The organism is Methanosphaerula subterraneus (assembly GCF_052055875.1).
Classification (GTDB): Archaea; Halobacteriota; Methanomicrobia; order Methanomicrobiales; family Methanospirillaceae; genus Methanosphaerula; species Methanosphaerula subterraneus.
In genome coordinates, this window is the sequence record NZ_CP170508.1 from 99,933 (window position 1) to 122,315 (window position 22,383).

General features: G+C 57.9%; 16 protein-coding genes and 3 pseudogenes. 14 read left to right on the top strand and 5 right to left on the bottom strand.

What is annotated here, in order from left to right; genetic code table 11:
* Positions 1-151 precede the first annotated feature (151 nt).
* Together ACFKSJ_RS00525 and ACFKSJ_RS00530 are read right to left on the bottom strand one after the other, a co-directional pair.
* Positions 152-334, bottom strand: a pseudogene (locus tag ACFKSJ_RS00525) (DUF3006 domain-containing protein); the annotation flags it as partial.
* Entirely contained in the window at positions 331-552 is a 222-nt protein-coding gene (locus ACFKSJ_RS00530) for a hypothetical protein (protein WP_440950330.1), read from the bottom strand. The gene ACFKSJ_RS00530 and the pseudogene ACFKSJ_RS00525, both read right to left, overlap by 4 nt.
* Before the next feature lie 236 nt (positions 553-788).
* Between ACFKSJ_RS00530 and ACFKSJ_RS00535 the strand changes: the two genes are divergently transcribed.
* From ACFKSJ_RS00535 to ACFKSJ_RS00550, 4 genes and pseudogenes are all read left to right on the top strand, one after another.
* Positions 789-1,061, top strand: coding sequence for a hypothetical protein (locus ACFKSJ_RS00535; RefSeq protein ID WP_440950331.1), 273 nt, complete (start codon positions 789-791; stop codon positions 1,059-1,061).
* A 336-nt stretch (positions 1,062-1,397) separates the two neighbouring features.
* Positions 1,398-1,901, top strand: a complete 504-nt coding sequence (locus ACFKSJ_RS00540; protein ID WP_440950332.1) for a 6-bladed beta-propeller — start codon at positions 1,398-1,400, stop codon at positions 1,899-1,901.
* Positions 1,868-2,230 (top strand): annotated as a pseudogene (locus tag ACFKSJ_RS00545) (6-bladed beta-propeller); the annotation flags it as partial. The gene ACFKSJ_RS00540 and the pseudogene ACFKSJ_RS00545, both read left to right, overlap by 34 nt.
* A 339-nt stretch (positions 2,231-2,569) precedes the next feature.
* Positions 2,570-3,421, top strand: a complete 852-nt coding sequence (locus ACFKSJ_RS00550; RefSeq protein WP_440951435.1) for an SBBP repeat-containing protein — start codon at positions 2,570-2,572, stop codon at positions 3,419-3,421.
* 574 nt (positions 3,422-3,995) lie between these two features.
* Here the strand turns inward: ACFKSJ_RS00550 and ACFKSJ_RS00555 are convergent.
* Positions 3,996-4,226, bottom strand: coding sequence for a hypothetical protein (locus tag ACFKSJ_RS00555; RefSeq protein WP_440950333.1), 231 nt, complete (start codon positions 4,224-4,226; stop codon positions 3,996-3,998).
* A gap of 436 nt (positions 4,227-4,662) precedes the next feature.
* Here ACFKSJ_RS00555 and ACFKSJ_RS00560 point away from each other — a divergent pair, with 436 nt between their 5' ends.
* From ACFKSJ_RS00560 to nifU, 3 genes are all read left to right on the top strand, one after another.
* On the top strand, positions 4,663-7,743 hold the full coding sequence (locus ACFKSJ_RS00560) for a carbohydrate-binding protein (protein ID WP_440950334.1): 3,081 nt from the start codon (positions 4,663-4,665) through the stop codon (positions 7,741-7,743).
* Positions 7,744-7,895: 152 nt separating this feature from the next.
* The gene (gene nifS, locus ACFKSJ_RS00565) at positions 7,896-9,086 is read left to right on the top strand and encodes a cysteine desulfurase NifS (protein ID WP_440950335.1); all 1,191 of its coding nucleotides are present in this window, start codon (positions 7,896-7,898) and stop codon (positions 9,084-9,086) included.
* Complete coding sequence (gene nifU, locus ACFKSJ_RS00570) at positions 9,079-9,516, top strand: Fe-S cluster assembly scaffold protein NifU (protein ID WP_440950336.1); 438 nt, start codon at positions 9,079-9,081, stop codon at positions 9,514-9,516. The genes nifS and nifU overlap by 8 nt, the downstream gene beginning before the upstream one ends.
* Positions 9,517-9,638: 122 nt before the next feature.
* Here nifU and ACFKSJ_RS00575 read toward each other — a convergent pair whose 3' ends face one another.
* The gene (locus ACFKSJ_RS00575) at positions 9,639-11,339 is read right to left on the bottom strand and encodes an AMP-binding protein (protein WP_440950337.1); all 1,701 of its coding nucleotides are present in this window, start codon (positions 11,337-11,339) and stop codon (positions 9,639-9,641) included.
* Positions 11,340-11,358: 19 nt separating this feature from the next.
* Positions 11,359-13,017 (bottom strand): annotated as a pseudogene (locus ACFKSJ_RS00580) (acyl-CoA synthetase).
* A 486-nt stretch (positions 13,018-13,503) separates the two neighbouring features.
* Between ACFKSJ_RS00580 and ACFKSJ_RS00585 the strand changes: the two are divergent.
* From ACFKSJ_RS00585 to ACFKSJ_RS00615, 7 genes are all read left to right on the top strand, one after another.
* Positions 13,504-15,258 carry a NosD domain-containing protein gene (locus ACFKSJ_RS00585; RefSeq protein ID WP_440950338.1) on the top strand — a complete coding sequence of 585 codons (1,755 nt, stop codon included), beginning with the start codon at positions 13,504-13,506 and terminating at the stop codon, positions 15,256-15,258.
* A 209-nt stretch (positions 15,259-15,467) separates the two neighbouring features.
* A complete protein-coding gene (locus ACFKSJ_RS00590; protein ID WP_440950339.1) occupies positions 15,468-16,034 on the top strand; it encodes a TIGR00296 family protein in 567 nt (188 codons plus the stop codon).
* Positions 16,035-16,036: 2 nt separating this feature from the next.
* Entirely contained in the window at positions 16,037-17,491 is a 1,455-nt protein-coding gene (gene tgtA / locus ACFKSJ_RS00595; protein ID WP_440950340.1) for a tRNA guanosine(15) transglycosylase TgtA, read from the top strand.
* Positions 17,481-19,106 carry an archaeosine synthase subunit alpha gene (gene arcS / locus ACFKSJ_RS00600; protein ID WP_440950341.1) on the top strand — a complete coding sequence of 542 codons (1,626 nt, stop codon included), beginning with the start codon at positions 17,481-17,483 and terminating at the stop codon, positions 19,104-19,106. Before tgtA ends, arcS begins: the two co-directional genes overlap by 11 nt.
* Entirely contained in the window at positions 19,107-20,006 is a 900-nt protein-coding gene (locus ACFKSJ_RS00605) for a sulfide/dihydroorotate dehydrogenase-like FAD/NAD-binding protein (RefSeq protein WP_440950342.1), read from the top strand.
* The gene (gene gltA, locus ACFKSJ_RS00610; RefSeq protein WP_440950343.1) at positions 19,999-21,345 is read left to right on the top strand and encodes an NADPH-dependent glutamate synthase; all 1,347 of its coding nucleotides are present in this window, start codon (positions 19,999-20,001) and stop codon (positions 21,343-21,345) included. The genes ACFKSJ_RS00605 and gltA overlap by 8 nt, the downstream gene beginning before the upstream one ends.
* A 127-nt stretch (positions 21,346-21,472) precedes the next feature.
* Positions 21,473-22,288, top strand: a complete 816-nt coding sequence (locus tag ACFKSJ_RS00615) for a hypothetical protein (RefSeq protein ID WP_440950344.1) — start codon at positions 21,473-21,475, stop codon at positions 22,286-22,288.
* The last annotated feature ends 95 nt before the right edge of the window (positions 22,289-22,383 follow it).

Below are 22,383 nucleotides of genomic sequence, written 5' to 3' on the forward strand. Positions count from 1 at the left end.
TCGTGACTGATCATCTCTCCTTCATTGTCAAATACTTTCTGCCAATCACCCACTCCTCGTTCAGGTTCATGAGGATCGCTCCTACAAGTATGAGGAGTGAATCTTCGTTGCAGGTAGTCAAGCCCCTTTCTGCCTCAAACTTCTCAATCAATGATGAAACCCGTTGTCGTGCCTCTTCGGTCTCCTGTATCTCACGTGTCGTGGTGATATCAAGAATATCCCCTTCTTCTACACCGGGCAACAATTCCCGGGGAAAGAAAATCTTATGATTTTCGTCAGGCCGCACTAGGAGGACCGCGGTCTCTCCCTCAAATCTGTCGACTGTCACGTTCATGATCGTCCCCTCCTCTGACTGACGAGCCGGCCCGAGCCATCATAGAGATAGCCCGTGTCGCCGTCGTCGTTCCAGACGTTCGTACTGGTCCGCTTCAGATCCCCGGATGCGGTGCCTGAGGCGATCGCCACCAAGCCGGCTCCGTCGATCGAGGTGCCGCTGCCCCTGGTGGCACAGGTTTCACTCGTTACCGGTGACCCCTCTCTGGCTGAATCCACAGATCGGGGGGTCACATGATGGGCATGTTCAAAACGTGACGGGTGACAGGTGACAGGCAGTGACACCTATTTGGTATACGTCCTTCATGAGAGTACACATGAGAAGTTATCTGAAAGAGGTGTCATCACCTGTCACCTGTCACCAGATGGAGAGGGGGTGCTGATGACTCAAATTGTGATCTCGGCCCTTGAATTCAAATTCTTCTTTCTTTCGCGTGGTTTTTAGTCTGATCCTTGTGATCGCTCGGCCGCTCGCCCCGAAGAGACTGAACCCGTCCTACCTGGGGGCACGGTGGGCTTTCTACGCTCGGCCGGCGACCGATTCGCTGATCTGGTGGTGGTCCTGGTCAACGTTCCCACGCTCCGGCCGGCTTCCATTCCGGCTCCGCTTCGCCCGGTCCCGGCTCCGCTACGCTCCACTCCGCCTCCTCCACTATGCAGACCTGATGGTCGGGCCGCCTGGGTTGGACGCGGTCCCCCTCCGGCATACTCGCCCGCCCTCCTGCTGAAGGACCTCAGCCCGCCTGCCGGCAGGACGTCCGGCTTCCGGTCGTCGGGCAGCGGGACCGCCCAACCGCCTCCAGCCGGCTGGGTTCATTGGGTCCTCTTCCGCTCGGCTCCTTCGTCGCCAGCACCAATACTGGGGGCTCTCTCGAGGCTTATCTGATCCCCGGGAATCGAAGATTGCCAGGCGGTTTGTACCTGTAAAATGGTATTTTTAGATAGTGAAAGGAGACCCAGAAAAATTTGAATGGAAATGGTTAATATGAGAGTCATCAATTGAGAGATATTCAGGGTGGTTCTGAATGAGATCTTCATATTTTTTGTATATATTCTGTGTCCTGTTGCTCCTCTGTAGCAGCGTTCAGGTTGTGATGGCGGGGGAAGTGTATAAGTTTGTCACGAATTGGGGAGAGCAAAACTCCTTTGATCCCTATGGGATTGCGGTGGACTGGGCTGACAATCTATACGTTGTTGATTCGAAATACAACCAGATCCAGAAATTCACGTCGACTGGCACATCCATAACGAAATGGGGCACTCGTGGCTCGGGAGATGGGCAGTTCTACAATCCCAAAGGTGTCGCAGTGGACAGCGCCGGTAACGTATACATCGCCGACACCGACAACAACCGGATCCAGATGTTCGATTCATCCGGTACATTTATCACGAAATGGGGCACCGAAGGCTCGGGAGACGGGCAGTTCAGCTATCCACGTGGCATCGCAGTGGACAGCGCCGGGAACGTCTACGTCGCCGATTCAGGCAACAACCGGATCCAAAAATTTACGTCAACTGGTACCTTCGTCACCCAATGGGGGGAGGGGGGGGGTTCCGCAGCCCCCTAGGCATCGCGGTCGATAGTGCGGGTAACGTGTATGTCACCGATTCGGGGTATTGCCGAGTCCAAAAGTTTACATCAACTGGTACTTTCATCACAAATTGGGGCAGTTTTGGCTCGGAAGACGGGCAGTTCTGGGTCGATTCCAATGTCGCTGGTGTCTACGGCATCGCGGTCGATGGCGCGGGCAACGTCTACGTCGCCGATTATTGCAATAACCGCGTCCAGAAATTCACGTCGTCGGGTGACTTCGTCACATTGTGGGGCGCCTGGGGCTCTGATTATGGACTGTTCAGGAACCCCGTTGGCATCGCGGTTGACAGCGCGGGCAACGTCTACGTTACCGATCCGAACGATTGTAGGGTCAAGAAGTTTTCGAAGGGTAATACATTGCCATACTCCGAGATAATCACCACCGGTTTTAACCCGGTCTGCATTGCGGTCGATAACACGGCGGGCTACGTTTATGCTATTGACACAGGTCTCAACACCGTTACCCTATATAGAAATAACACTGTCTACAAGTTCACGTCGAACGGCACCTTCGTCACAAAGTGGGGGACCTTCGGTTTCGACGATGGAGAGTTCTGTATAATCAGAGGAATAGCAGTCGATAGCGCGGGCTACGTTTACGTGACTGACTCATCACCACCTGGGAATTTCGATCCAAATGACATGGCAGAACGTGTCCAGAAGTTCACATCAGACGGCACTTTTGTAACGAAATGGGGCACTCGTGGCTCGGGAGATGGGCAATTCTACACTCTCACGGGGATTACGGTCGATAGCGCCGGCAACGTCTATATCACCGACAGGAATAACGAGCGGATCCAGAAGTTCACGTCGAACGGGACGTTCGTCACGAAGTGGGGAACTATGGGCTCCGAGGATTACCTGTCATACTTTCCCCAAGACATCGCGGTCGACAGTGTGGGCAACGTCTACGTTACCGGCTACAGCTCAAACTACTATTTAAAAGACCGTGTCCGGAAGTTCACATCGACCGGCGCCTTCATCACTGAATGGGGCGGTAACGGCGGTGCGGACGGAAAGTTCGTTGATATTGGCGGCATCGCGGTCGACGGCGTGGACAACGTCTACGTCGCCGATTCAGGCAACAAACGTGTCCAGAAATTCACGTCGTCGGGAACCTATGTCAGCACACTGGATGTGCCGTACTCCTATCCCCACTATATCACCGTGGATTCAACCGGCAACGTCTATATCTCGGTTTCTGGCCGCATCATGATCTTCACAGGGCAGGGTGGCACTCCGGCCCCCACCACCACCCCGACAGTCTCACCTGTGAAGCAGGTTCCGGGCGGATCCGCCGTTCCGCACGCCCTCAACAATGACGGGCTCTATAAGGACGTCAATGGCAACGGGGCCATCGACTTCAATGACGTGGTCCTCTTCTTCAACAATATGGACTGGATCGCCACGAATGAACCGGTCAGTGCATTTGACTTCAACAAGAACGGCCAGATCGATTTCAATGATGTCGTCATCCTGTTCAACGAGATGTAAGCATTGATGCGGACCCCTCCCCTAGATTCCTAGGGGGAAACCCGGCCGCCCTGGTCAGTGCAGGATAGAAGGCGGCGGCCTTTATGCCTCGGCAGGTCGGCCGGCCTGAATCTGATATACCGCACATCTGCAGGGGTATATCAGCATCTACCATTACAGGGGAGGGGGGAAGACAGGATCGTAGCACCATCACCAGCATGATCGAAAACGGCCGGTAATCTTACTTCGGGTTCCTGGGTGACTATACCCACGACCCGGCCAAGGATACTTTCTCGAGCGTGGAATTGAATGTCGACAGCGTGACGGGTGAAACCTATCAGGCGACGCTCACCCGCAACCAGATCACGATCTCAGGATACAGCGATGATTCAATCCTCGCGAACTGTGAAGCCCGGACCGACGGGTTCAACACGACGGTGAATCTGGATGACCCTGCCTCCTGGCCATCTCCCCACCCTGGTATTCAACTACAGACATCTCCTCCCTTAACACGCGCCGGGGCATGACCATCAGGTAACCAACTCACACAGAACGGAGGGCCGGCACGGAACTATCAATAGGGCAGGGGCGGCTATCAATAGGGCAGGGGCGGGTGCAGGCACCGGGAATTCCTGTCGACGAGCGTCGTCTCCACGAGCGCGTCGAAGGGGGTGCCGGCGGTCGCCTCATTGTCTGAAGAATTGCCGGCAAATTTCTGATTATTCCATGATCTGCGGATATCTCCCGGTTCGCCCCGGTTCGAACAGAAGATGGAGCGCAGATCGGTTTTCTCATTATATTGTTCGCAGATGGGGGGATACCGCAACGATACGTAAGGATCGTGGAAGAATATACGGCTCTGGCGACCGTTCTCTCTCGACGGGAGGCGATCTGAGGAGATCGCTCCAGGTCTGGCATCCCTTGTCCGGCACCACCTGATGAGGGGCTATCCCGGCTGAAATCGGGGATCAGCCGGATATCCCACCGGCTCTGCTCTTCCGATCTCCCGGCCGGCCGGCAGCGGATGAGACCTCTTCGATTCCTCTGATGCAGGGATAGATCGGGAAAATTCCTTTAATATTTGCTTTTTCTCGTAAGTAACCGTAAATCGGTCTGACCCAACCTAAAGGAATATATGGAATATAGGTGAATTGTACCTCATTGAAATTTGCTAGAGTTGATAATGTCAACCTCGCCCTGGATGTAACACAGAATGTGGCGTCTGGTTCTCATTTTAGGAGAAGGTTTTCAAGGTGTACTACATGAACTGGAATACCCAATTGAGAAGCATGATGGCGTTTGCCATCCTCCTGGTACTGTCAACCGCACTGCTGGTCCTTCCAGCAGCCGCGGCAAGTATCTCTGTGAACGGTCCGGTGGTCATCACCGAGCCCGGCACCTATGTGCTCACACAGGATATCACAAGCAGCAGCCAGATCGTATGTATAGAGATCAAATCATCCAACGTCATCTTTGATGGCCAGGGCCATCAGATCAGTGGAGTGAACAAAGAGGGTTCCGCCGGTATCTTCGTCTCGAAGGACTCCAGCACCCCGATCACCGGCGTTACCATCAAGAACGTGCGCCTGAGCAACTGGTTCTACGGGATCTACTTCCTGAATGCCCAGAACAGTGCAATCCAGGGCGTCACCCCGACCGGGAACGCCAACGCAGGGATTGTGCTCTATTCAGGCAGCACCGGGAACACCATCTCCGGCAACACGCTGAGCGGCAACGGACGTGGTATCATCCTCTCCACCTCGAGTGGAACGAACACCGTCAGTGACAACACCCTCACCGGCAACAGTAATCAGGGTCTCTATATCTTTGATTCGAACGGCAACACGGTGAACGGGAACACCATCACCAACAACACCAATGCAGGGCTGTTCATCTACAGCGCCTCCGCAAACTCCGTATACAACAACAACTTCAGCAACCTCTACAATGCCCTCTTCGGGGGTACCATCGGTGCGAACTCATGGAACACCGGACAGACTGCAGGCGCCAACATCGTGGGCGGTCCGTCGATCGGTGGTAACTTCTGGGGCAAGCCGGATGGATCCGGGTATTCACAGACCAGCGCAGATTCCGATGGAAACGGCTTCTGCGACCAGCCTCTCGTGATCACCACCGGAAACACCGACAACCTCCCGCTGCACACCACGTCCGTGATCGTCACGCCAACCGTGACCCCGACCGTGACGACCACCGTCACCCCGGGTGTTGAGACCCCGTACAAGGCGCACAACCTTCCGGCCCGTGTCGAGGCCGAGGACTATGACAACGGCGGCGCCGGTGTCGCATACTCCGACTCGACCCCGCTGAACCTCGGCAACGCGTACCGCCTCACTGAGGGCGTCGACATCGAAGCCGGTGCGACCGGATACAACGTCGGTTACATCACCGACGGCGAGTACCTGAAGTACACCCTCACGGTCGCGACCGCCGGCACCTACACCGCTACGTTCAATGTCGGTGCCTGGGAAGCCGGCCGGACGATCACCGTCAGTGATGCTGATGGGGATATCGCCGGCACGGTCAACGTCCCGAACACCGGCAGCTCGAGCGCCTTCGCGCCCGTTGCCCTTACCATGAACCTCGGTGCAGGCACGCATGTGCTGAAGCTGACCTTCAACGGCAACCACCAGAACATCGACTACATCGACTTCGGAACCCCGGTCACGCCGACTACCACGGTCACGCCGACCACGACGGTCACCGTGACCCCGACCGTGACGACCACCGTCGCCCCGGGCAACGAGACCCCGTACAAGGCGCACAACCTCCCGGCCCGTGTCGAGGCCGAGGATTATGACAACGGCGGCGCCGGTGTCGCATACTCCGACTCGACCCCGCTGAACCTCGGGAACGCGTACCGTCTCTCTGAAGGCGTCGACATCGAAGCCGGTGCAACCGGATACAACGTCGGGTACATCACCGACGGCGAGTATCTGAAGTACACCCTCACGGTCGCGACCGCCGGCACCTACACCGCTACGTTCAATGTCGGTGCCTGGGAAGCCGGCCGGACGATCACTGTCAGTGATGCTGACGGGGATGTCTCCGGCACGGTCAACGTCCCGAACACCGGGAATGACCACACCTACCAGTCGGTCCCGCTGACCCTGAACCTCGGTGCAGGCACGCACGTTCTGAAGCTGACCTTCAACGGCAACCACCAGAACATCGACTACATTGACTTCGGAACCTCGGTCACCCCGACCACGACGGTCACCGTGACCCCGACCGTGACGACCACCGTCACCTCGGGCACCGAGACCCCGTACAAGGCGCACAACCTCCCGGCCCGTGTTGAGGCAGAGGACTATGACAACGGCGGCGCCGGCGTCGCTTACTCCGACTCGACCCCGCTGAACCTCGGGAACGCGTACCGCCTTTCTGAAGGTGTGGACGTCGAAGCCGGCGCAAGCGGGTTTAATGTCGGTTACATCACCGACGGCGAGTACCTGAAGTACACCGTCGATGTCGCGACCGCCGGCACCTACCTGGCCACCTTCAATGTCGGCGCCTGGGAAGCCGGCCGGACGATCACCGTCAGCGATAATGACGGGGATGTCGCCGGCACGGTCAACGTCCCGAACACCGGGAATGACCGCACCTACCAGCCGGTCCAGCTGACCCTGCACCTCGGTGCAGGCACGCACGTGCTGAAACTGGCCTTCAACGGCAACCACCAGAACATCGACTACTTTGACATTGCGATTGTGCCAACCCCGACCAACACGGTCGTGCCGATCACGACAGTCACCGTTACTCCGACCGTGACGACCTCCGGGGCTGCATACAAGCCCCACAACCTCCCGGTCCGTATCGAAGCCGAGGACTATGACAACGGTGGAAAAGGCGCAGCGTACTATGATACGACAGCCGGCAACCTTGGAAAGGCATACCGCCTTGACCAGGATGTTGATATCGAAGCCGGTGCCACCGGGTACGATGTCGGCTACAACACCGATGGCGAATGGCTGACCTACACCGTCACTGTTCCGTCAGCCGGATGGTACACGGCATTCTTCAACGTGGCCAGCTGGATGGACGGACGATCGATCACCGTCAGTGTCGACAACACCCCGGCAGGCTCGGTGCAGGTTCCCAACACCGGTGACTCCACCGTCTTCGTGGATGTCCCGATGAACCTGAACCTCCCGGCAGGCACCCATGTGGTGAAACTGGCCTTCGTCGGCAACAAGCAGAACATCGACTACATCGACTTCCCCTCAGGCCCGCATGCCCAGATGCCCCTGACCCCTGCACCGGCAGAGGTCGAGGTCACCTCCACGGCAGCCGCGGTGGCAAACAATACCACCACGTCTGAGTGAAAGCACACCCCGGTCCGTCAGGACCGTCATCCTTTTTTGGTCCCAGCACGGTGCCCATCTGATTCTTCCCTGAAATATCTCGTCGTTTTTGATGCCGTCACCCCGAACTTGATATATATGGTTCGCCCATCTTGATGCGGAGAACAAGTACAATGGAAGGGAGAAGACTGGTCTACATGGATCACGCGGCGACAACCGCCACTGCACCGGCAGTGGTGGAGGCGATGCTACCTTACTTCACTGACCACTTTGGCAACCCATCCTCAGTCTACAGGATCGCCCGCGAAGCGAAAGCGGCGGTCGACGAGGCGAGGGAGAAGGTGGCCAGAGCGCTCTCTGCAAAACCTGAGGAGATCTACTTCACCTCTGGCGGGACCGAGGCTGACAACTGGGCGATCAAAGGGGTTGCCTTTGCCAATAAACAGAAAGGGAACCATATCATCACATCAGTGATCGAGCACCATGCAGTTCTTCACACCTGCCAGTACCTGGAGAAGATGGGGTTCGAGGTCACCTACCTCCCGGTCGACGAGTTCGGACGGGTCGACCCGGCTGCCGTCGAGGCTGCCATCACCGACAAGACCATCCTGATCTCGATCATGTTTGCGAACAACGAGATCGGAACGATCGAACCGATCGCGGCCATCGGTGCACTGGCTCGTAAAAAGGGGATCTACTTCCATACCGATGCGGTGCAGGCCATCGGCCATGTGCCGATCGATGTTGGCGCGATGCAGATCGACCTCCTCTCCCTTTCAGCCCATAAATTCAATGGTCCGAAGGGGGTCGGGGCCCTGTACATCAGGAAAGGGGTGAAGATCGATAATTTCATGCATGGCGGGGGACAGGAGAAGAAACGACGGGCCGGGACCGAGAACCTGGCATCCATCGTCGGGCTGGGTGTCGCCATCGAGCGGGTCGCTGCGTCGATGGACCAGGAGTCGGCACGTCTGATCGCTCTCCGGGACCGGCTTCGGGATAGGATCCTGGAGAAGATCCCCCACGCCCGCCTGAACGGTCACCCGACCGAACGGTTGCCCGGTAACCTGAACATCTCGTTCGAGTTCATCGAGGGCGAATCGATCCTGCTCTTCCTCGATCATGCCGGGATCTGTGCCTCCACCGGCAGTGCCTGCACCTCCGGCTCCCTCGAGCCCTCCCATGTGATGCTCGCGATCGGGCTACCCCACGAGCAGGCCCACGGTTCGCTCCGTCTGACCCTCGGTGAGGAGAATACAGAAGAGGAGGTCGACTATCTGCTCGGCGTTCTCCCTGGAATTGTGGAGAGACTTCGGACCATGTCTCCCCTCTATGCAGATTACAAGAGGTCGTGCAATGTATAGCGATAAAGTGATGGACCATTTCATGAACCCGCGGAATGTGGGCGAGATTGAAGATGCGGATGGTGTCGGAGAGGTCGGAAACCCAAAGTGCGGCGACATCATGAAGATCTACCTGAAGATCAGGGAGAACCGTATTGAGGATGTCAAGTTCCAGACCTTTGGGTGCGGGGCGGCGGTGGCGTCGAGCAGCATTGCGACCGAACTGATCAAGGGAAAGACCCTTGAAGAGGCATGGGAGACCACCAACAAGGCGGTGGCCGAAGCGCTCGGCGGGTTACCCCCGATCAAGATGCACTGTTCTGTGCTTGCAGAGGAGGGAATTCACAAGGCTATCAACGATTACCGGGTCAAGCAGGGGCTTGAACCGATTCCCGATCCCCATGCCCATGCTCACGAAGCGGATGCCTGTGACATCCCTCCGTCTGAATAACGCGGATCGTGGTCAGCAGGGGCCGGTACAGGCCGCCGGCACCAGCCGGGTTCATTCTCTTTTTTCGATCTCTAGATCTGGTATCCTCCGGAACCGGGGGATTAAAAAAAGATGGGACTGAATTATTCACTCTTCTTCAGTTCAAGGGCCCGGAGTTCGTTCCGTCTGATCTTGCCTGAGAGCGTCTTTGGGAGCGAGTCGACAAACTCGATGATCCGGGGATACTTGTAGGGTGCTGTGGTCTTCTTCACGTACTTCTGGAGTTCCTTGACCAGGGACTCTGAAGGGGCGAACCCGGGATTCAGCACGACGAATGCTTTCACGATCATACCCCTGATCACATCCGGTGAACCCACCACGGCAGACTCCTGCACTGCCGGGTGCTCGAGGAGTGCGCTCTCGACCTCGAAAGGCCCGATCCGGTAGCCTGAACTCTTGATCACGTCGTCGTTCCTGCCGACAAACCAGTAGTAGCCATCCTCGTCCTGGTATGCCTTGTCCCCGGTATAATACCACCCGTTGGCAAAGACATCCTCGTTCAGGTGATCCCCTTCCAGGTACCCCATGAACATGCCGATCGGATGACGTTCACTGACCCTGATGGCGATCTTTCCCTCCTGACCGGTCGGAACCGGCTGGTCCTCCTCATCGAGGAGGACGATATCCCATCCTGGGGACGGTTTCCCCATGGACCCGGGTTTTGCCTTCATACAGGGGAAGGTCCCGATGCAGAGGACCAGTTCGGTCTGCCCGTATCCTTCATAGATCGTCTGTCCGGTCCCTTCCTTCCAGGCCCTGATCACCTCGGGGTTCAGCGGTTCGCCGGCAGAGACACAGTGGCGGAGCTGGGAGAGGTCGAAGGTCTCCAGGTCGGCGAGGATCAGCATCCGATAGATCGTCGGGGGTGCACAGAAGGTGGTCACCTCGTACTTCGCCAGGATCGGCAGGATCTCGGTGGAGTTGAATTTTGACCTGATATCATAGACCAGCGTCGCCGCTCCTTTCATCCATGGTCCAAAGAACTTGCCCCATGCCGACTTGGCCCATCCGGTATCTGCCAGGGTCAGGTGGAGATCATTGGGATGGACATCGAGCCAGAGTCCGCCGGTCACCAGGTGACCGAGCGGATAGGCCTGGTTGTGCAGGGCCATCTTCGGTTCGCCGGTCGTCCCGGAGGTGAAGTAGATCACCATCGGATCGATGGCTCTGGTCTTCTTCATCCCCGGCAGATTCACAAGCCTGTGCGATGCCGGCGCAGGATAGGTCAGTTCGCTCTTGTAATTGATCCAGTCCGGCCGCTCCCCGTCGGTCAGGAACCGGGAGGTGAGCGACGGGCAGGCGTCCCAGATCTCCTCGATCTTTTCGGCGTTCTCCAGGTTCGTGATCACCATTCTGAACTTGGCCGCATTGATCCGGTACTTGAGATCCTTTGGGGTCAGCATCGTCGGGCACGGGCAGAAGACCGCCCCGATCTTGATCAGGGCGATCGAAAAGATCCACCATTCCGGTACCCGGGGCAGCATGATCAGCACCCGGTCGCCCTTGTTGATCCCGTACTTGAGGAGCATATTGGCGACCTGGTTGGAGAGGTTCATCAGCTGCCTGAAGGTGAAGGTCTTCTCGTTCCCTTTCTGGTCCACCCAGATCATGGCCAGCCTGTTCCGGTCCTCCTTTGCCCACGCATCGATCACATCGAACCCGAAGTTGAAGAATTCGGGGACATCGATCCGGAAGTTGGCACGCGCTTCATCGTAGTCGGTCATGTTCGGGACCATGAGGGAATTCTCTTCCCCGGCCTCGTTGAATGTTCTCTGTGTTCTCATAATCTCTCCATAAGTAGAACTAATTACTATCCGATCGCTCCCGCTCCTGTCTCCGCAGTTCATTTCTGCGGATCTTTCCGGATATGGTCTTCGGCAGGTCGTCGACAAATTCGATGGCCCGTGGGTATTTATACGGTGCGGTGGTCCGTTTCACATGGTTCTGAAGATCTTTGATCAGCGCCTCTGAGGGATTAAATCCCTGGTTCAGGACGACGAACGCCTTGACGATCAACCCTCTGATCAGGTCGGGTGAACCCACAACCGCACACTCCTGGACTGAAGGGTGTTCGAGCAGTGCACTCTCAACCTCGAACGGTCCGATCCGGTAGCCGGCACTCTTGATCACGTCGTCGTCCCTTCCGACGAACCAGTAGTAACCGTCCTCGTCCCGGTATGCCTTGTCTCCGGTATAATACCAGCCGTTTTTGAACGAATCCTTGTTGGCTTCAGGGTTTTCAAGGTACTCGGTGACCAGTCCGACCGGCCGCGGATCGAGGCCGATCGCGATTCGCCCCTCTTCGTGCACAGGTACCGGTACCCCTTCGTCATCATGGAGTTCAATCTTCCATCCAGGTGCCGGTTTTCCCATCGAACCCGGACGTGGTGGTATGCCCGGGAAATTTCCGATACAGCAGACCGTCTCGGTCTGTCCGTATCCCTCGCAGATTGGAAGGCCGGTCCCCTCCTTCCATACCCGGATCACCTCGGGGTTCAGGGGTTCACCCGCAGACATACATCTTCTGAGGTCCCTGAGATCGAACTTGTCGAGATCGGCGAGGATCAGCATTCTATAGATCGTCGGGGGTGCACAGAAGGTGGTCACTTCGTACTTCTCCAGAAGCGGCAGGATTTCAGTTGCATTGAATTTGCCCCTGGTATCAAAGATCAGCAGGCATGCCCCCTGGATCCACTGTCCGAAGATATTTCCCCATGCGTTCTTTGCCCAGCCGGTATCGGAGAGCGTGCAATGGAGATCGGTGGGTCTGAGATCCTGTCAGAGGGCTGCAGTGACCTGGTGGCCGAGCGGATAGGCCTGGTTGTGAAGGGCCATCTTCGGCTCCCCGGTGGTCCCTGAGGTGAAATAGATCAGCATCGGATCGATGGCCCGGGTCTTCTTGGTGGTCGGGAGGGAGACCGTTCTGTGCGAGACCGGGGCCGGGTAGAGCAGTTCATACTGGAATGACGCCCATCCTTTCTTTTCACCGTCGACCAGAAACCGTGTCGAGAGCGGAGGGCACTGGTCTGCGATCTCCTCGATCTTCTCTGCGTTTTCGAGGTTTGTGATGATCATCTTGAATTTGCCCACATTGATCCGGTACCTGAGATCCTTTGGGGTCAGCAGGGTGGGGCAGGGGCAGAATACTGCACCGAGCTTGATCAGGGCGATGGCAAAGATCCACCACTCCGGAACCCGTGGCAAGAACAGAATCACGCGGTCTCCTTTCTGGATCCCATACTTAAGAAGAATGTTCGCGGCCTGGTTGGAGAGGTTCTTGAGATCTCTGAAGGTGTACTTCTTCTCTTCACCGTGTTCGTTCGCCCAGATCATCGCGAGCTGATTCCTGTTCTTTGTTGCCCAGGCATCGATCACGTCAAAGCCAAAATTAAAGGTATCAGGGACCGTGATGCTGAATCGTTCACAGGCTTCCTGGTACTCCATATTTTCTGCGGGTTCCATACTATTCCAGTGTTTAGGTCGGCACAATATTTGAATAAGTTCTTGATCAAATCTCCGGTTTTGGAGGGTTTTTTCTTTCAGGCGGTATTTTTTGGGAAACTGTGCGCATGCCTTTCGTAGTAATAAATGATTGGATCCGATTCAAACTGCGGGCACCGCAGTACGAGCAACAGAATATCTGTCAGATCAGGGCGCACCTCATCGCTTTCTATTTCAGTGTTTTTGTAATACCATCTGGATGTCAATTTGACTCGCCGCAGATCATATCAGGCCAATTATTCATAGCACGCATTCATCTTTTCACCGCAAGATTATTCATAAAAGATGGGAAAATGGACGTGAAACGGAGGCATTACAGAGGAGATCAGATAAAATACTGAACTGGTATATGAAGTTATAGAATTTTTTCTACCTTTTTTTTGCCAGATTATTACCTTTGGGAATTTAGAAACAGTTTTATGGGGTGACTTCAAAGTATCAATTGCTATGAAGCACAGCCATTTTTTAACGGCATTGTTGATCATGCTGGTGCTCGTCACCCTTGTGCCGTCGGCACTCGCTGCAGGATCAATCAGTGTCAATGGTCCGACTGTCATTTCATCGCCTGGAACATATGTCCTCACCAAGGACATCTCAGGTGGTGGGTCACCCGCCATCTGGATCCAGTCTTCTGATGTGATCTTTGACGGTAATGGTCACACAATCGATGGGACCGGAGCCTCAGGATCGTTTGGCATACTTGTGAACGGAAGAGACTCAGTCTCTCGTGTCACAGTCAAAAATGTAAAGTTAACCGACTGGCACTATGGCCTCTACTTTAAGGGTGTCAGCAACGGACAGATCAGCGGGGTCACTGCATCACATAATAACAATGCCGGCATCTGCCTGGCCTACTCGAGCAACAACCAGGTGACTGGTTGCACCGCCACTGGCAACGAACATGGTATCCTGCTCTCGTTCGCCAGCAGTTACAATACCCTGACCGGTAACACCGCAAGCAGCAACTCCGACTCCGGTGTCTATGTGGCGTCCACCTCATCGACAGTCTATGATACCACCGGAAACCAGATCAATGGAAACACCATGAATGGAAATTACCAGGGTGTGTACATTGTCTTCTCGAACGGAAACTCCTTCTCTGATAATTCAATAAACAACAACTCAGATTATGGAATTTTTGCCGATTATGCGAGCGGCACTTCGATGATCAGGAACACCATATCGGCCAGCGGCCAGAGTGGTGTCGTGCTCTATGAAGCGCGGGGTTGTACCATTTCAGGGAATACCGCAACCGGTAACACCGATTATGGTATCTGGCTCTCCTGTTCGTCAGGGAACACGATGAGCGGAAATACACTCAGCAATAATAAAGGCGGTATCGCGCTCCTCGGGGACGAGACGCTGACCTCAGACCGGAATACTGTGAACGGCAACCGGATCACGGATAACCGTGAAGCAGGTCTCTTCCTCTGCCGGTCTTCAGGGAATACAATCACCAACAATTACCTCTCCAACAGCCGGGACGTCATGATCGGTGGAGCGGACCTTGCCAGCGTCTGGAGTGTCCAGACTCAGGCCGGCACCTCGATCACCGGTGGTTCCACCGTTGGCGGGAACTTCTGGGGAACTCCGGACGGAACCGGTTTCTCGCAGACGCATGCCGATGCGAACAAGGATGGTATCTGCGACCAGCCGTACCAGTTCAGCAGTGCGAACGTCGACAAATATCCTCTGGTCGCATCAACCGGGTCAGGGTCAGGACCGACCCCCACCATTCCGTTGCCGAACGCGACCTCCGTGCCGGTGACCACCGTCACCCCCGACCCGCAGGTAACGATTCCTGTGGTCGAGGTGACTTCACTGCCGGTTGTCGTGCTGCCGCCTGAACCGGACCCCAGTGCGCCGGTGACCGTGCAGACGCCAGAGATCACCACCACTCCGTCAATCCCGGTCACGATCCCGGTTCCGACGGTGACGGTCACGACGTCGACCCAGACCCCCGACACGCAGCCCGGGGCGGTCAAGCCGATCGGAACCCTGACCACCCCTCCGCGGGATCTCGATGGAGATCACCGGTATGAAGATGTGGACGGAAACGGCCGGCTCGATTTCAACGATGTCGTTATCCTCTACACCAATCTCGATTCAATCACCGATCCTGCTCAGATAGTTGCTTTCGACTTCAATGCGAACGCCAGGATCGATTTCGGTGACCTGGTCAAACTGAACTCAATGCTCTGAGGTTCCCAAGGGAATCTCTCCTCCTTTTTTGTATCATCCCGTGTGGCCGTTCTGACCGTGCGGATTGTCGATGGCTGATGAATTCTTTTGTTCTGCGCTCTTTTCCATGCCCTGGTATCGTCGAGCGACGTGGTCCATTTCAGAGTCGTCGGGCGGATTCCCTTCTCCTGCTATACATAATAATCATGAATGCAATACATCCAGACACCATGTCTGGCTTACGTGAAGAGGAAGGGCGTCTGGCGGTGCAACTCGCTCGTCAGTCTCTCCATTCGACGGTCACCGGAAGACAGGAGCCGCTCCCGTCCCTCCCCCCGGTCTTTGACGAGAAGAGGGGCGTCTTCGTGACCCTCACCAGGTCCGGTCAACTGCGGGGCTGCATCGGTTTCCCCTATCCGGTCGCCCCGCTCGGAGAAGCGATCGTCGACGCCGCCCATGCGGCAGCCGTCGAAGATCCCAGGTTTCATCCGGTCCGGCCTGAGGAACTCGGATCGATCCGGGTTGAAGTGACGGTGCTGACAGAACCGGTGGTGATCGAGGGGCCGGCCGCTGAACGGGCTGCGAAGGTCGAAGTCGGACGGCACGGGTTGATCGTCAGGGGAAAGGGGACCAGCGGTCTCCTCCTTCCCCAGGTCGCCACCGAGTACAACTGGGAGAGTGAAGAGTTCCTGAGCAGTACCTGCGCCAAGGCGGGACTGGCAGGCAGATGCTGGCGTGACCAGGATGTTGAGGTCTCCACCTTTGAAGGCCAGATATTTCACGAATCATTGGAGTAGTCATGTCATTTGGTTTTGAAGTCATTCATAAGGATATAGCCGGACGGGTCGGAAAGTTGAAGGTCGGGGAGAAGGTGATCCGGACGCCGGCCCTGTTGCCGGTGATCAACCCTCACCTCCAGCTGGTCACGCCGAGGGAGATGGCGGACCTCGGGGTCGAGGCGCTGATCACGAACGCCTACATCTTCTACCGTTCCGCTCAGTATAGAGAACGGGCCCTTGCAGAGGGACTTCATAAACTCCTGGATTTTGACGGGGTGATCATGACCGATTCCGGGTCCTTCCAGCTCTCGGTCTACGGGGACGTCGAGGTCTCCAACACCGACACCCTCTCCTTCCAGAAGGCGATCGGTTCGGAGATCATCGTCCCGCTCGATATCCCGACCTCGCCGGCCGCAGACTACGAGACGGCGAAACATGAACTGGCGGTGACCCTCGAACGGCTTGACGAGGCCCGGGAGTTCATGGGTGAGGACTGCCAGCTCGCTGCGCCGGTGCAGGGCGGCATCTATACCGATCTCCGCGAAGAGGCAGGGGCCGCCGTCAGCGAACGCGGGTTCACCTTCTGCCCGATCGGAGCCGTTGTGCCGCTGATGGAGTCGTACCGGTACCAGGACCTGGTCCGGGTCGTGATGGCGGCAAAGAAGGGGCTCTCCCCTGCCGCCTGTATCCATCTCTTCGGGGCCGGGCATCCTGCGATGTTCGCACTGGCCGTCGCGATGGGGTGCGACCTCTTCGATTCTGCTGCCTACGCTCTCTATGCCAAGGAGGGTCGGTACATGACGGTGCACGGATCCTTCAAGATCGGGGAACTGGCCGAACTCCCCTGCGCCTGCTCGGTCTGCCGGAGTCATACCGCCGAGGAACTGAACAAGGCGCCCGACCGGGAGCGGCTGCTGGCGCTGCACAACCTGTACGTGACCCTCGCCGAGATCAGCCGCATCCGGCAGGCCATCCAGGACGGCACGCTCTGGGAACTGGTCGACGAGCGGTGCCGGGGGCATCCGCGCCTTCTCTCAGGGTACCGCGAACTGCTCACCTATTCCGATGAACTCGAACTATCAGACCGGGTCTCCAAGCGCCGGTTCTTCTACCGGGGGAGCGAGAGCTGCCTTCGGACCGAGGTCGGCCGGTACCACGAGATGGTCTCCCGGTTCACGCTCGGAGGAGCGGTGCTGGTCTCGTTCGACGGCACCGAGATCCCGGGTTATGATGACTGTCTCCTCTTCCGCCCGCCCTTCGGACCGCTGCCCCAGGGGCTCTCCGAGACGTTCCCGGTGGGGCAGCACGAGGTTCCCGACTGGGATGACGAGATGGTGCTCCGGGGGTGTGAGGGGATCGCCGCTCTCCAGGAGAGCCATCCCGATTCAACGATCACGGTGCTCTGCACCAGGGAATGGGAGCCGCTGGTCCGGGCAGCACTGCCGGATGTCGGGGTGATCCTCAATGATCTGTGAGATCCGGGACCGTGATGGTCTGGCACGGTCGGGTATCCTCAAGGACGGAGAGACCTCCCTGCGGGTGCCGGCTGTGGTGGATGCAGCTTCCTTCTTCTCCACCCGCCTTGATCGCCCGTTCACCAATGTACCGCTCGGTGCCCCCCGCGGGTTTGCCGAACAGTACCTGGTCGCCGGGGAGCATCCGACAGCAGTCCACCCGCAGTTTCCTGTGCAGGTGCCTGACGGGGATATCGCGATGGTCTCGAACTGGCATACGGCGCTGCAGAACCCGCGCCAGTACGTGGACTGGCTGATCAACCTGAAGACCGATGTTCGGGCCGATACCGCATGGTATGCCCCGGCAGCGGCTCTGCCCTCGACGGTCTGGCTTTTGATCGCCTCGGGGTTCGACCTCTTCGACACCACGGCTGTGGACCTGAAGTCGGCCCAGGCGATCTTCTGCCTGCCAGAGGGCGAGTTTCCCGCCGACCTGCTCGACCAGGGGGTCTGCGCCTGCCAGGGGTGCAGGGACCATGATCTGAAGGCCCACAACCGGCTCGCCCTGGAGGCCGAGGTGAACAGGGTCGGCGTCTTTTTACAGAAGGGCCAGCTCAGGGAACTGGCCGAGGCGCGGTGCCGGCTGAATGCGGCACAGGTCTCGGTCCTCCGGCACCTCGACAATCATTATGATTGGGTCGAGCAGTGGACGCCGGTGGCCCGGACTGCCACCTTCAAGGCCAATTCGGGTGATTCGATGAACAGGCCCGAGGTGAAACGGTATATGGACCGGCTTCTGACCCGGTACATCCCGCCGTCCGCCGAGGTCGCGGTCCTCCTTCCCTGCTCTGCACGGAAACCGTACTCGCGGTCGCAGAGCCACCGGAGGTTCATCAATGCGGTCGCTGGCAGGGCGCACGAGATCATCATCACCTCTCCGCTGGGGGTCGTCCCCCGTGAGATCGAACTCTGTTACCCGGCGGCCCACTACGATGTGCCGGTGACCGGGTACTGGGATCGTGAAGAGGTGGCGGTTCTGGCCGATGTTCTGGCGAAGTACCTGGCCAAACACCAGTACCGGCGCGTGATCGCCCACCTGGAGGGAGGGGCGATGCAGGTGGCTGCGATGGCCGCTGATATCTGCGGCATCTCTCTTGAATGCACGGTCAGGGACCACCCGACCTCGGGCGCTTCGCTCTCGGCGCTGGATGCGGCGCTCACCGGGGAGCGCCGGGTCAGGTCCGATCAGATCAAGGGGATGCTCTCGTTCCAGTTCGACGCCGAGGTCGACACTGCCGGGATGCAGGTCAGGGGCAAGTTCCCGCGCCTCTCGGTGATGCGGAACCGCCGGCCGCTCTTCAGCCTCGACACCACCACCGGGATGCTCAGACCGACCTTCGAGGGCTGGTCGCTGATCCCGAAGGGGTACCGCGTCGTCATCGACGACTTCGTTCCGCAGGGGGACATCCTGGCGCCGGGGGTGCTCAGTGCAGACCCGGTCATCAGGGAAGGGGACGAAGTCCTGGTCGAAGGTCCGCACGCGCTCGCCACCGGCAGAGCTGCGATGGGGGCCTTCGAGATGGCCCGTTCCAACCATGGAGTGGCGGTCCGAAGGCGTAAGGTAATGAAACGGTAGATGAAATGTAATGAATACACGAAGATAGGAACGAGTGGAGTGAACGGGTTGTATAAGGTCGAAGAGACGACGCAGCTGGCAGATCGGGTCCATCAGATGTGGATCCGGGCACCGCATGTGGCTCATCATGCGCAGGCAGGCCAGTTCGTGATCATACGGATCGATGAGCAGGGTGAACGGATACCGCTGACGATCTCCGGCGTGAACGGAGACCTGGTCAGAGTGATCTTTATGACCGTCGGGAAGACAACCCATCACCTCGCCTCCCTTGCGGCGGGTGAGCATGTCAGGGATGTTGCCGGCCCACTCGGCAGGCCGAGTGAGATGATCAGCGGCGGGACCTGCGTGGTGATCGGGGGAGGAGTCGGTGTCGCCTCCACTCCGATCATCGCACAGGCGGCAAAGGATGCAGGCAACCATGTGATCGGGATCATCGGGGCGCGAAACGCCGGCCTGCTGATCCTCGAGGACGAGATGCGAGCCGTCTGCGACGAACTCTTCATCACGACCGACGACGGGTCCAAGGGGACCCACGGGTTTGTCAGCGATGTCCTCAAGAAGCTGCTCGCCGAGCGGAAGCTCGACCTGGTCTGGGTCATCGGCCCTGCGATCATGATGAAGGTCACCTCCGGGGTCACGCAGCCGTACGGCGTGAAGACCTTTGTGAGTCTGAACCCGATCATGGTGGACGGGACCGGGATGTGCGGCTCGTGCCGGGTGATCGTCGGTGGCGAGACCAGGTTCGCCTGCGTGGACGGCCCCGAGTTCGATGCGCACCAGGTCGACTTCAACAGCCTGATGGCCAGGCAGCGCGTCTATACCGAGGAGGAGAAGGTGGCCCTCGAACGGCACCATGCCGCCCATTGCGGGTGCGAGGAGGGGGGGCACCATCATGCATGACCGACCGGTAAACGAACGGATCCGGGACTTTCACGAAGTCCCGCTCGGTCTCTCTGCAGACGAGGCGATCCTCGAAGCAGAGCGGTGCCTCCAGTGCAAGAAACCGCTCTGTGTGACCGGCTGTCCGGTCGGGATCGATATTCCGGCGTTCATCAGTGCGATCGCCGCAGGTGACTTCTCTGTCGCTGCCGGCACGATCAAGGAGCAGAACATGCTCCCTGCGATCTGCGGGAGGGTCTGTCCGCAGGAGACCCAGTGCGAGGGGGCCTGTGTCTTAAAGAACAAGGATACTCCCATCAACATCGGTGCCCTGGAGCGTTTTGCCGCTGACTGGGAGAGGGAACGGGTCTTCTCTGAAGGACCGAAATCGCGTGAACAGACCGGTCACCGGGTGGCGGTCGTCGGTTCAGGCCCTGCCGGGTTGACTGCGGCGGCCGAACTGGCCCGCCGCGGACATAAGGTCACGATCTTTGAATCGCTTCACGAGGCCGGCGGGGTGCTGAGTTACGGGATTCCGGCATTCCGACTCCCCAAGGAGATTGTGAAGGCAGAGATCGAGCAGGTGCTCGCCATGGGGGTCGACCTGAAGGTGAACCACCTGGTCGGACGGTCGGTCTCGGTGAAGGAGCTGCTCGCCTTTGATGCGGTCTTCATCGCTACCGGTGCGGGTCTGCCCGGATTCATGGGGATCGAGGGCGAGCAGATGAACGGCGTCTACTCGGCCAACGAGTACCTGACCCGGGTGAACCTGATGCATGCAGACCAGTTCCCGGTCTTCGACACCCCGGTCAAGGCCGGGAGCCGGGTGGTCGTGGCCGGCGGCGGTAATGTCGCCATGGACGCGGCCCGGGTCGCCCGTCGCATGGGCGCCAGGGTCACGGTGGTCTACCGTCGGCGGGAGGAGGACCTCCCTGCACGAAGAGAAGAGGTCGTGCACGCCCAGGAGGAAGGGGTCGAGATCATCACCTGCGCCGCTCCGATCCGTCTGCTCGGCGACGGGGCAGTCACCGGGGTTGAATGCGTGACGATGAAGATGTGCGGGCTCGACAGCAGTGGACGGCCGACCCCCGAACCGGTCGCCGATCAGACCTTTGTGATCGATGCCGATATCTTCATCGAGGCGATCGGCCAGAGCCCGAACCCGCTGCTCATTCGGGAGATCAGTGACCTTTCGATCGGTGCGCGTGGAAATCTGGTTGTAAAAGAGAATGGACAGACCAGTATCAGGCATGTCTTTGCAGGCGGAGATGTGGCCACCGGCGCTGCCACGGTGATCCTTGCAATGGGTGCCGGGAAGACCGCAGCCGTGGCAATCGACCGTATGTTTAAAGAGCAGTAACCTCCGTGACGACGGGTTCGAGCCCCTGATCACTCCAATTTTTTTGTTTTTTTGAATTTCTTCAGCTCTCACCCTGTAGTCCAGGTTAGATAGATTTAAATTTGGGTAATTTAAAATTAGTTTATCTATGTCGAAGAGATCTCTGATGATGGGTCTCGGTCTGGTTTTGCTATTCAGTATGCTCTTTGCTGGATGTGTGAATACCCCTGCCGCGCCCGATAACATAACGCCGGTGAACAGCACCTCAACCCCGGGTATCGTCAATACGACCGTCGCAGCCAATCACACCAATGCAACGGTGGCCCCGAACACGTCGGTAAAACCGAATGTTACTACAGGCAACCTCACCGCCAATGCTTCGCTGAATAAGACCGCAGTGAACACGACGGTGAATGCAACTGCCAACACAACCGCCAACAAGACAGCCAAGGCAACACCAACCGCATACATCGAGCAGGACTCGGCCTCTGTCGGGTTCGGTGCAGCAGCACCGGTCTCCGGCGGGGTCACCTCCAGCCCGGTTATCCTGAACCCTGATGGAAGCATCAGCGTGGTGACCACCATTCCTCCGGTCCTGGTCCCGGGAACTGATGCCGGCACGACAACGACCGGAACAGTCTCCAGCACCGGCGTCCAGGCAACGACCACCGCAGTCAGCGCCCAGCCAACGGGTGCTGCCTCGACCTCGGTGAGGACCCAGTCCCCGACCGCCGCACCAACCTCGGTGAGAACCCAGTCCCCAACCTCAGTGAGAACCCAGTCTCCGACTGCAGCACCGACCACCGTACGGACCCAGTCTCCAACCACCGTGAAGACGCCGGCCCCAACCGCTGTGCCGACCACGGAACGGACGCCAGTGCCAAGCGTGCCAACTGCAGCGCCTACCACGACCGAGCTCCCACCACCAGTCCAGACCACACCACCAACACCACTTCCGTTCTGATCAGCAGCGAACAGATCGGATACAACACATTTTTCTTTCAGTTATTGACGAGCAGCGGAGATGCCGCCTTTCTTAAAGAGCGATCGTTTTAAAAA

What these genes read in the sequence shown, in the direction of transcription:
- ACFKSJ_RS00550 (WP_440951435.1), top strand. Translation starts at nt 2,570, where the DNA reads ATGGCAGAACGTGTCCAGAAGTTCACATCAGACGGCACTTTTGTAACG.
- ACFKSJ_RS00560 (WP_440950334.1), top strand. Translation starts at nt 4,663, where the DNA reads ATGAACTGGAATACCCAATTGAGAAGCATGATGGCGTTTGCCATCCTC.
- nifS (WP_440950335.1), top strand. Translation starts at nt 7,896, where the DNA reads ATGGAAGGGAGAAGACTGGTCTACATGGATCACGCGGCGACAACCGCC.
- nifU (WP_440950336.1), top strand. Translation starts at nt 9,079, where the DNA reads ATGTATAGCGATAAAGTGATGGACCATTTCATGAACCCGCGGAATGTG.
- ACFKSJ_RS00575 (WP_440950337.1), bottom strand. Translation starts at nt 11,339, where the DNA reads ATGAGAACACAGAGAACATTCAACGAGGCCGGGGAAGAGAATTCCCTC.
- ACFKSJ_RS00585 (WP_440950338.1), top strand. Translation starts at nt 13,504, where the DNA reads ATGAAGCACAGCCATTTTTTAACGGCATTGTTGATCATGCTGGTGCTC.
- ACFKSJ_RS00590 (WP_440950339.1), top strand. Translation starts at nt 15,468, where the DNA reads ATGTCTGGCTTACGTGAAGAGGAAGGGCGTCTGGCGGTGCAACTCGCT.
- tgtA (WP_440950340.1), top strand. Translation starts at nt 16,037, where the DNA reads ATGTCATTTGGTTTTGAAGTCATTCATAAGGATATAGCCGGACGGGTC.
- arcS (WP_440950341.1), top strand. Translation starts at nt 17,481, where the DNA reads ATGATCTGTGAGATCCGGGACCGTGATGGTCTGGCACGGTCGGGTATC.
- ACFKSJ_RS00605 (WP_440950342.1), top strand. Translation starts at nt 19,107, where the DNA reads ATGAAATGTAATGAATACACGAAGATAGGAACGAGTGGAGTGAACGGG.
- gltA (WP_440950343.1), top strand. Translation starts at nt 19,999, where the DNA reads ATGCATGACCGACCGGTAAACGAACGGATCCGGGACTTTCACGAAGTC.
- ACFKSJ_RS00615 (WP_440950344.1), top strand. Translation starts at nt 21,473, where the DNA reads ATGTCGAAGAGATCTCTGATGATGGGTCTCGGTCTGGTTTTGCTATTC.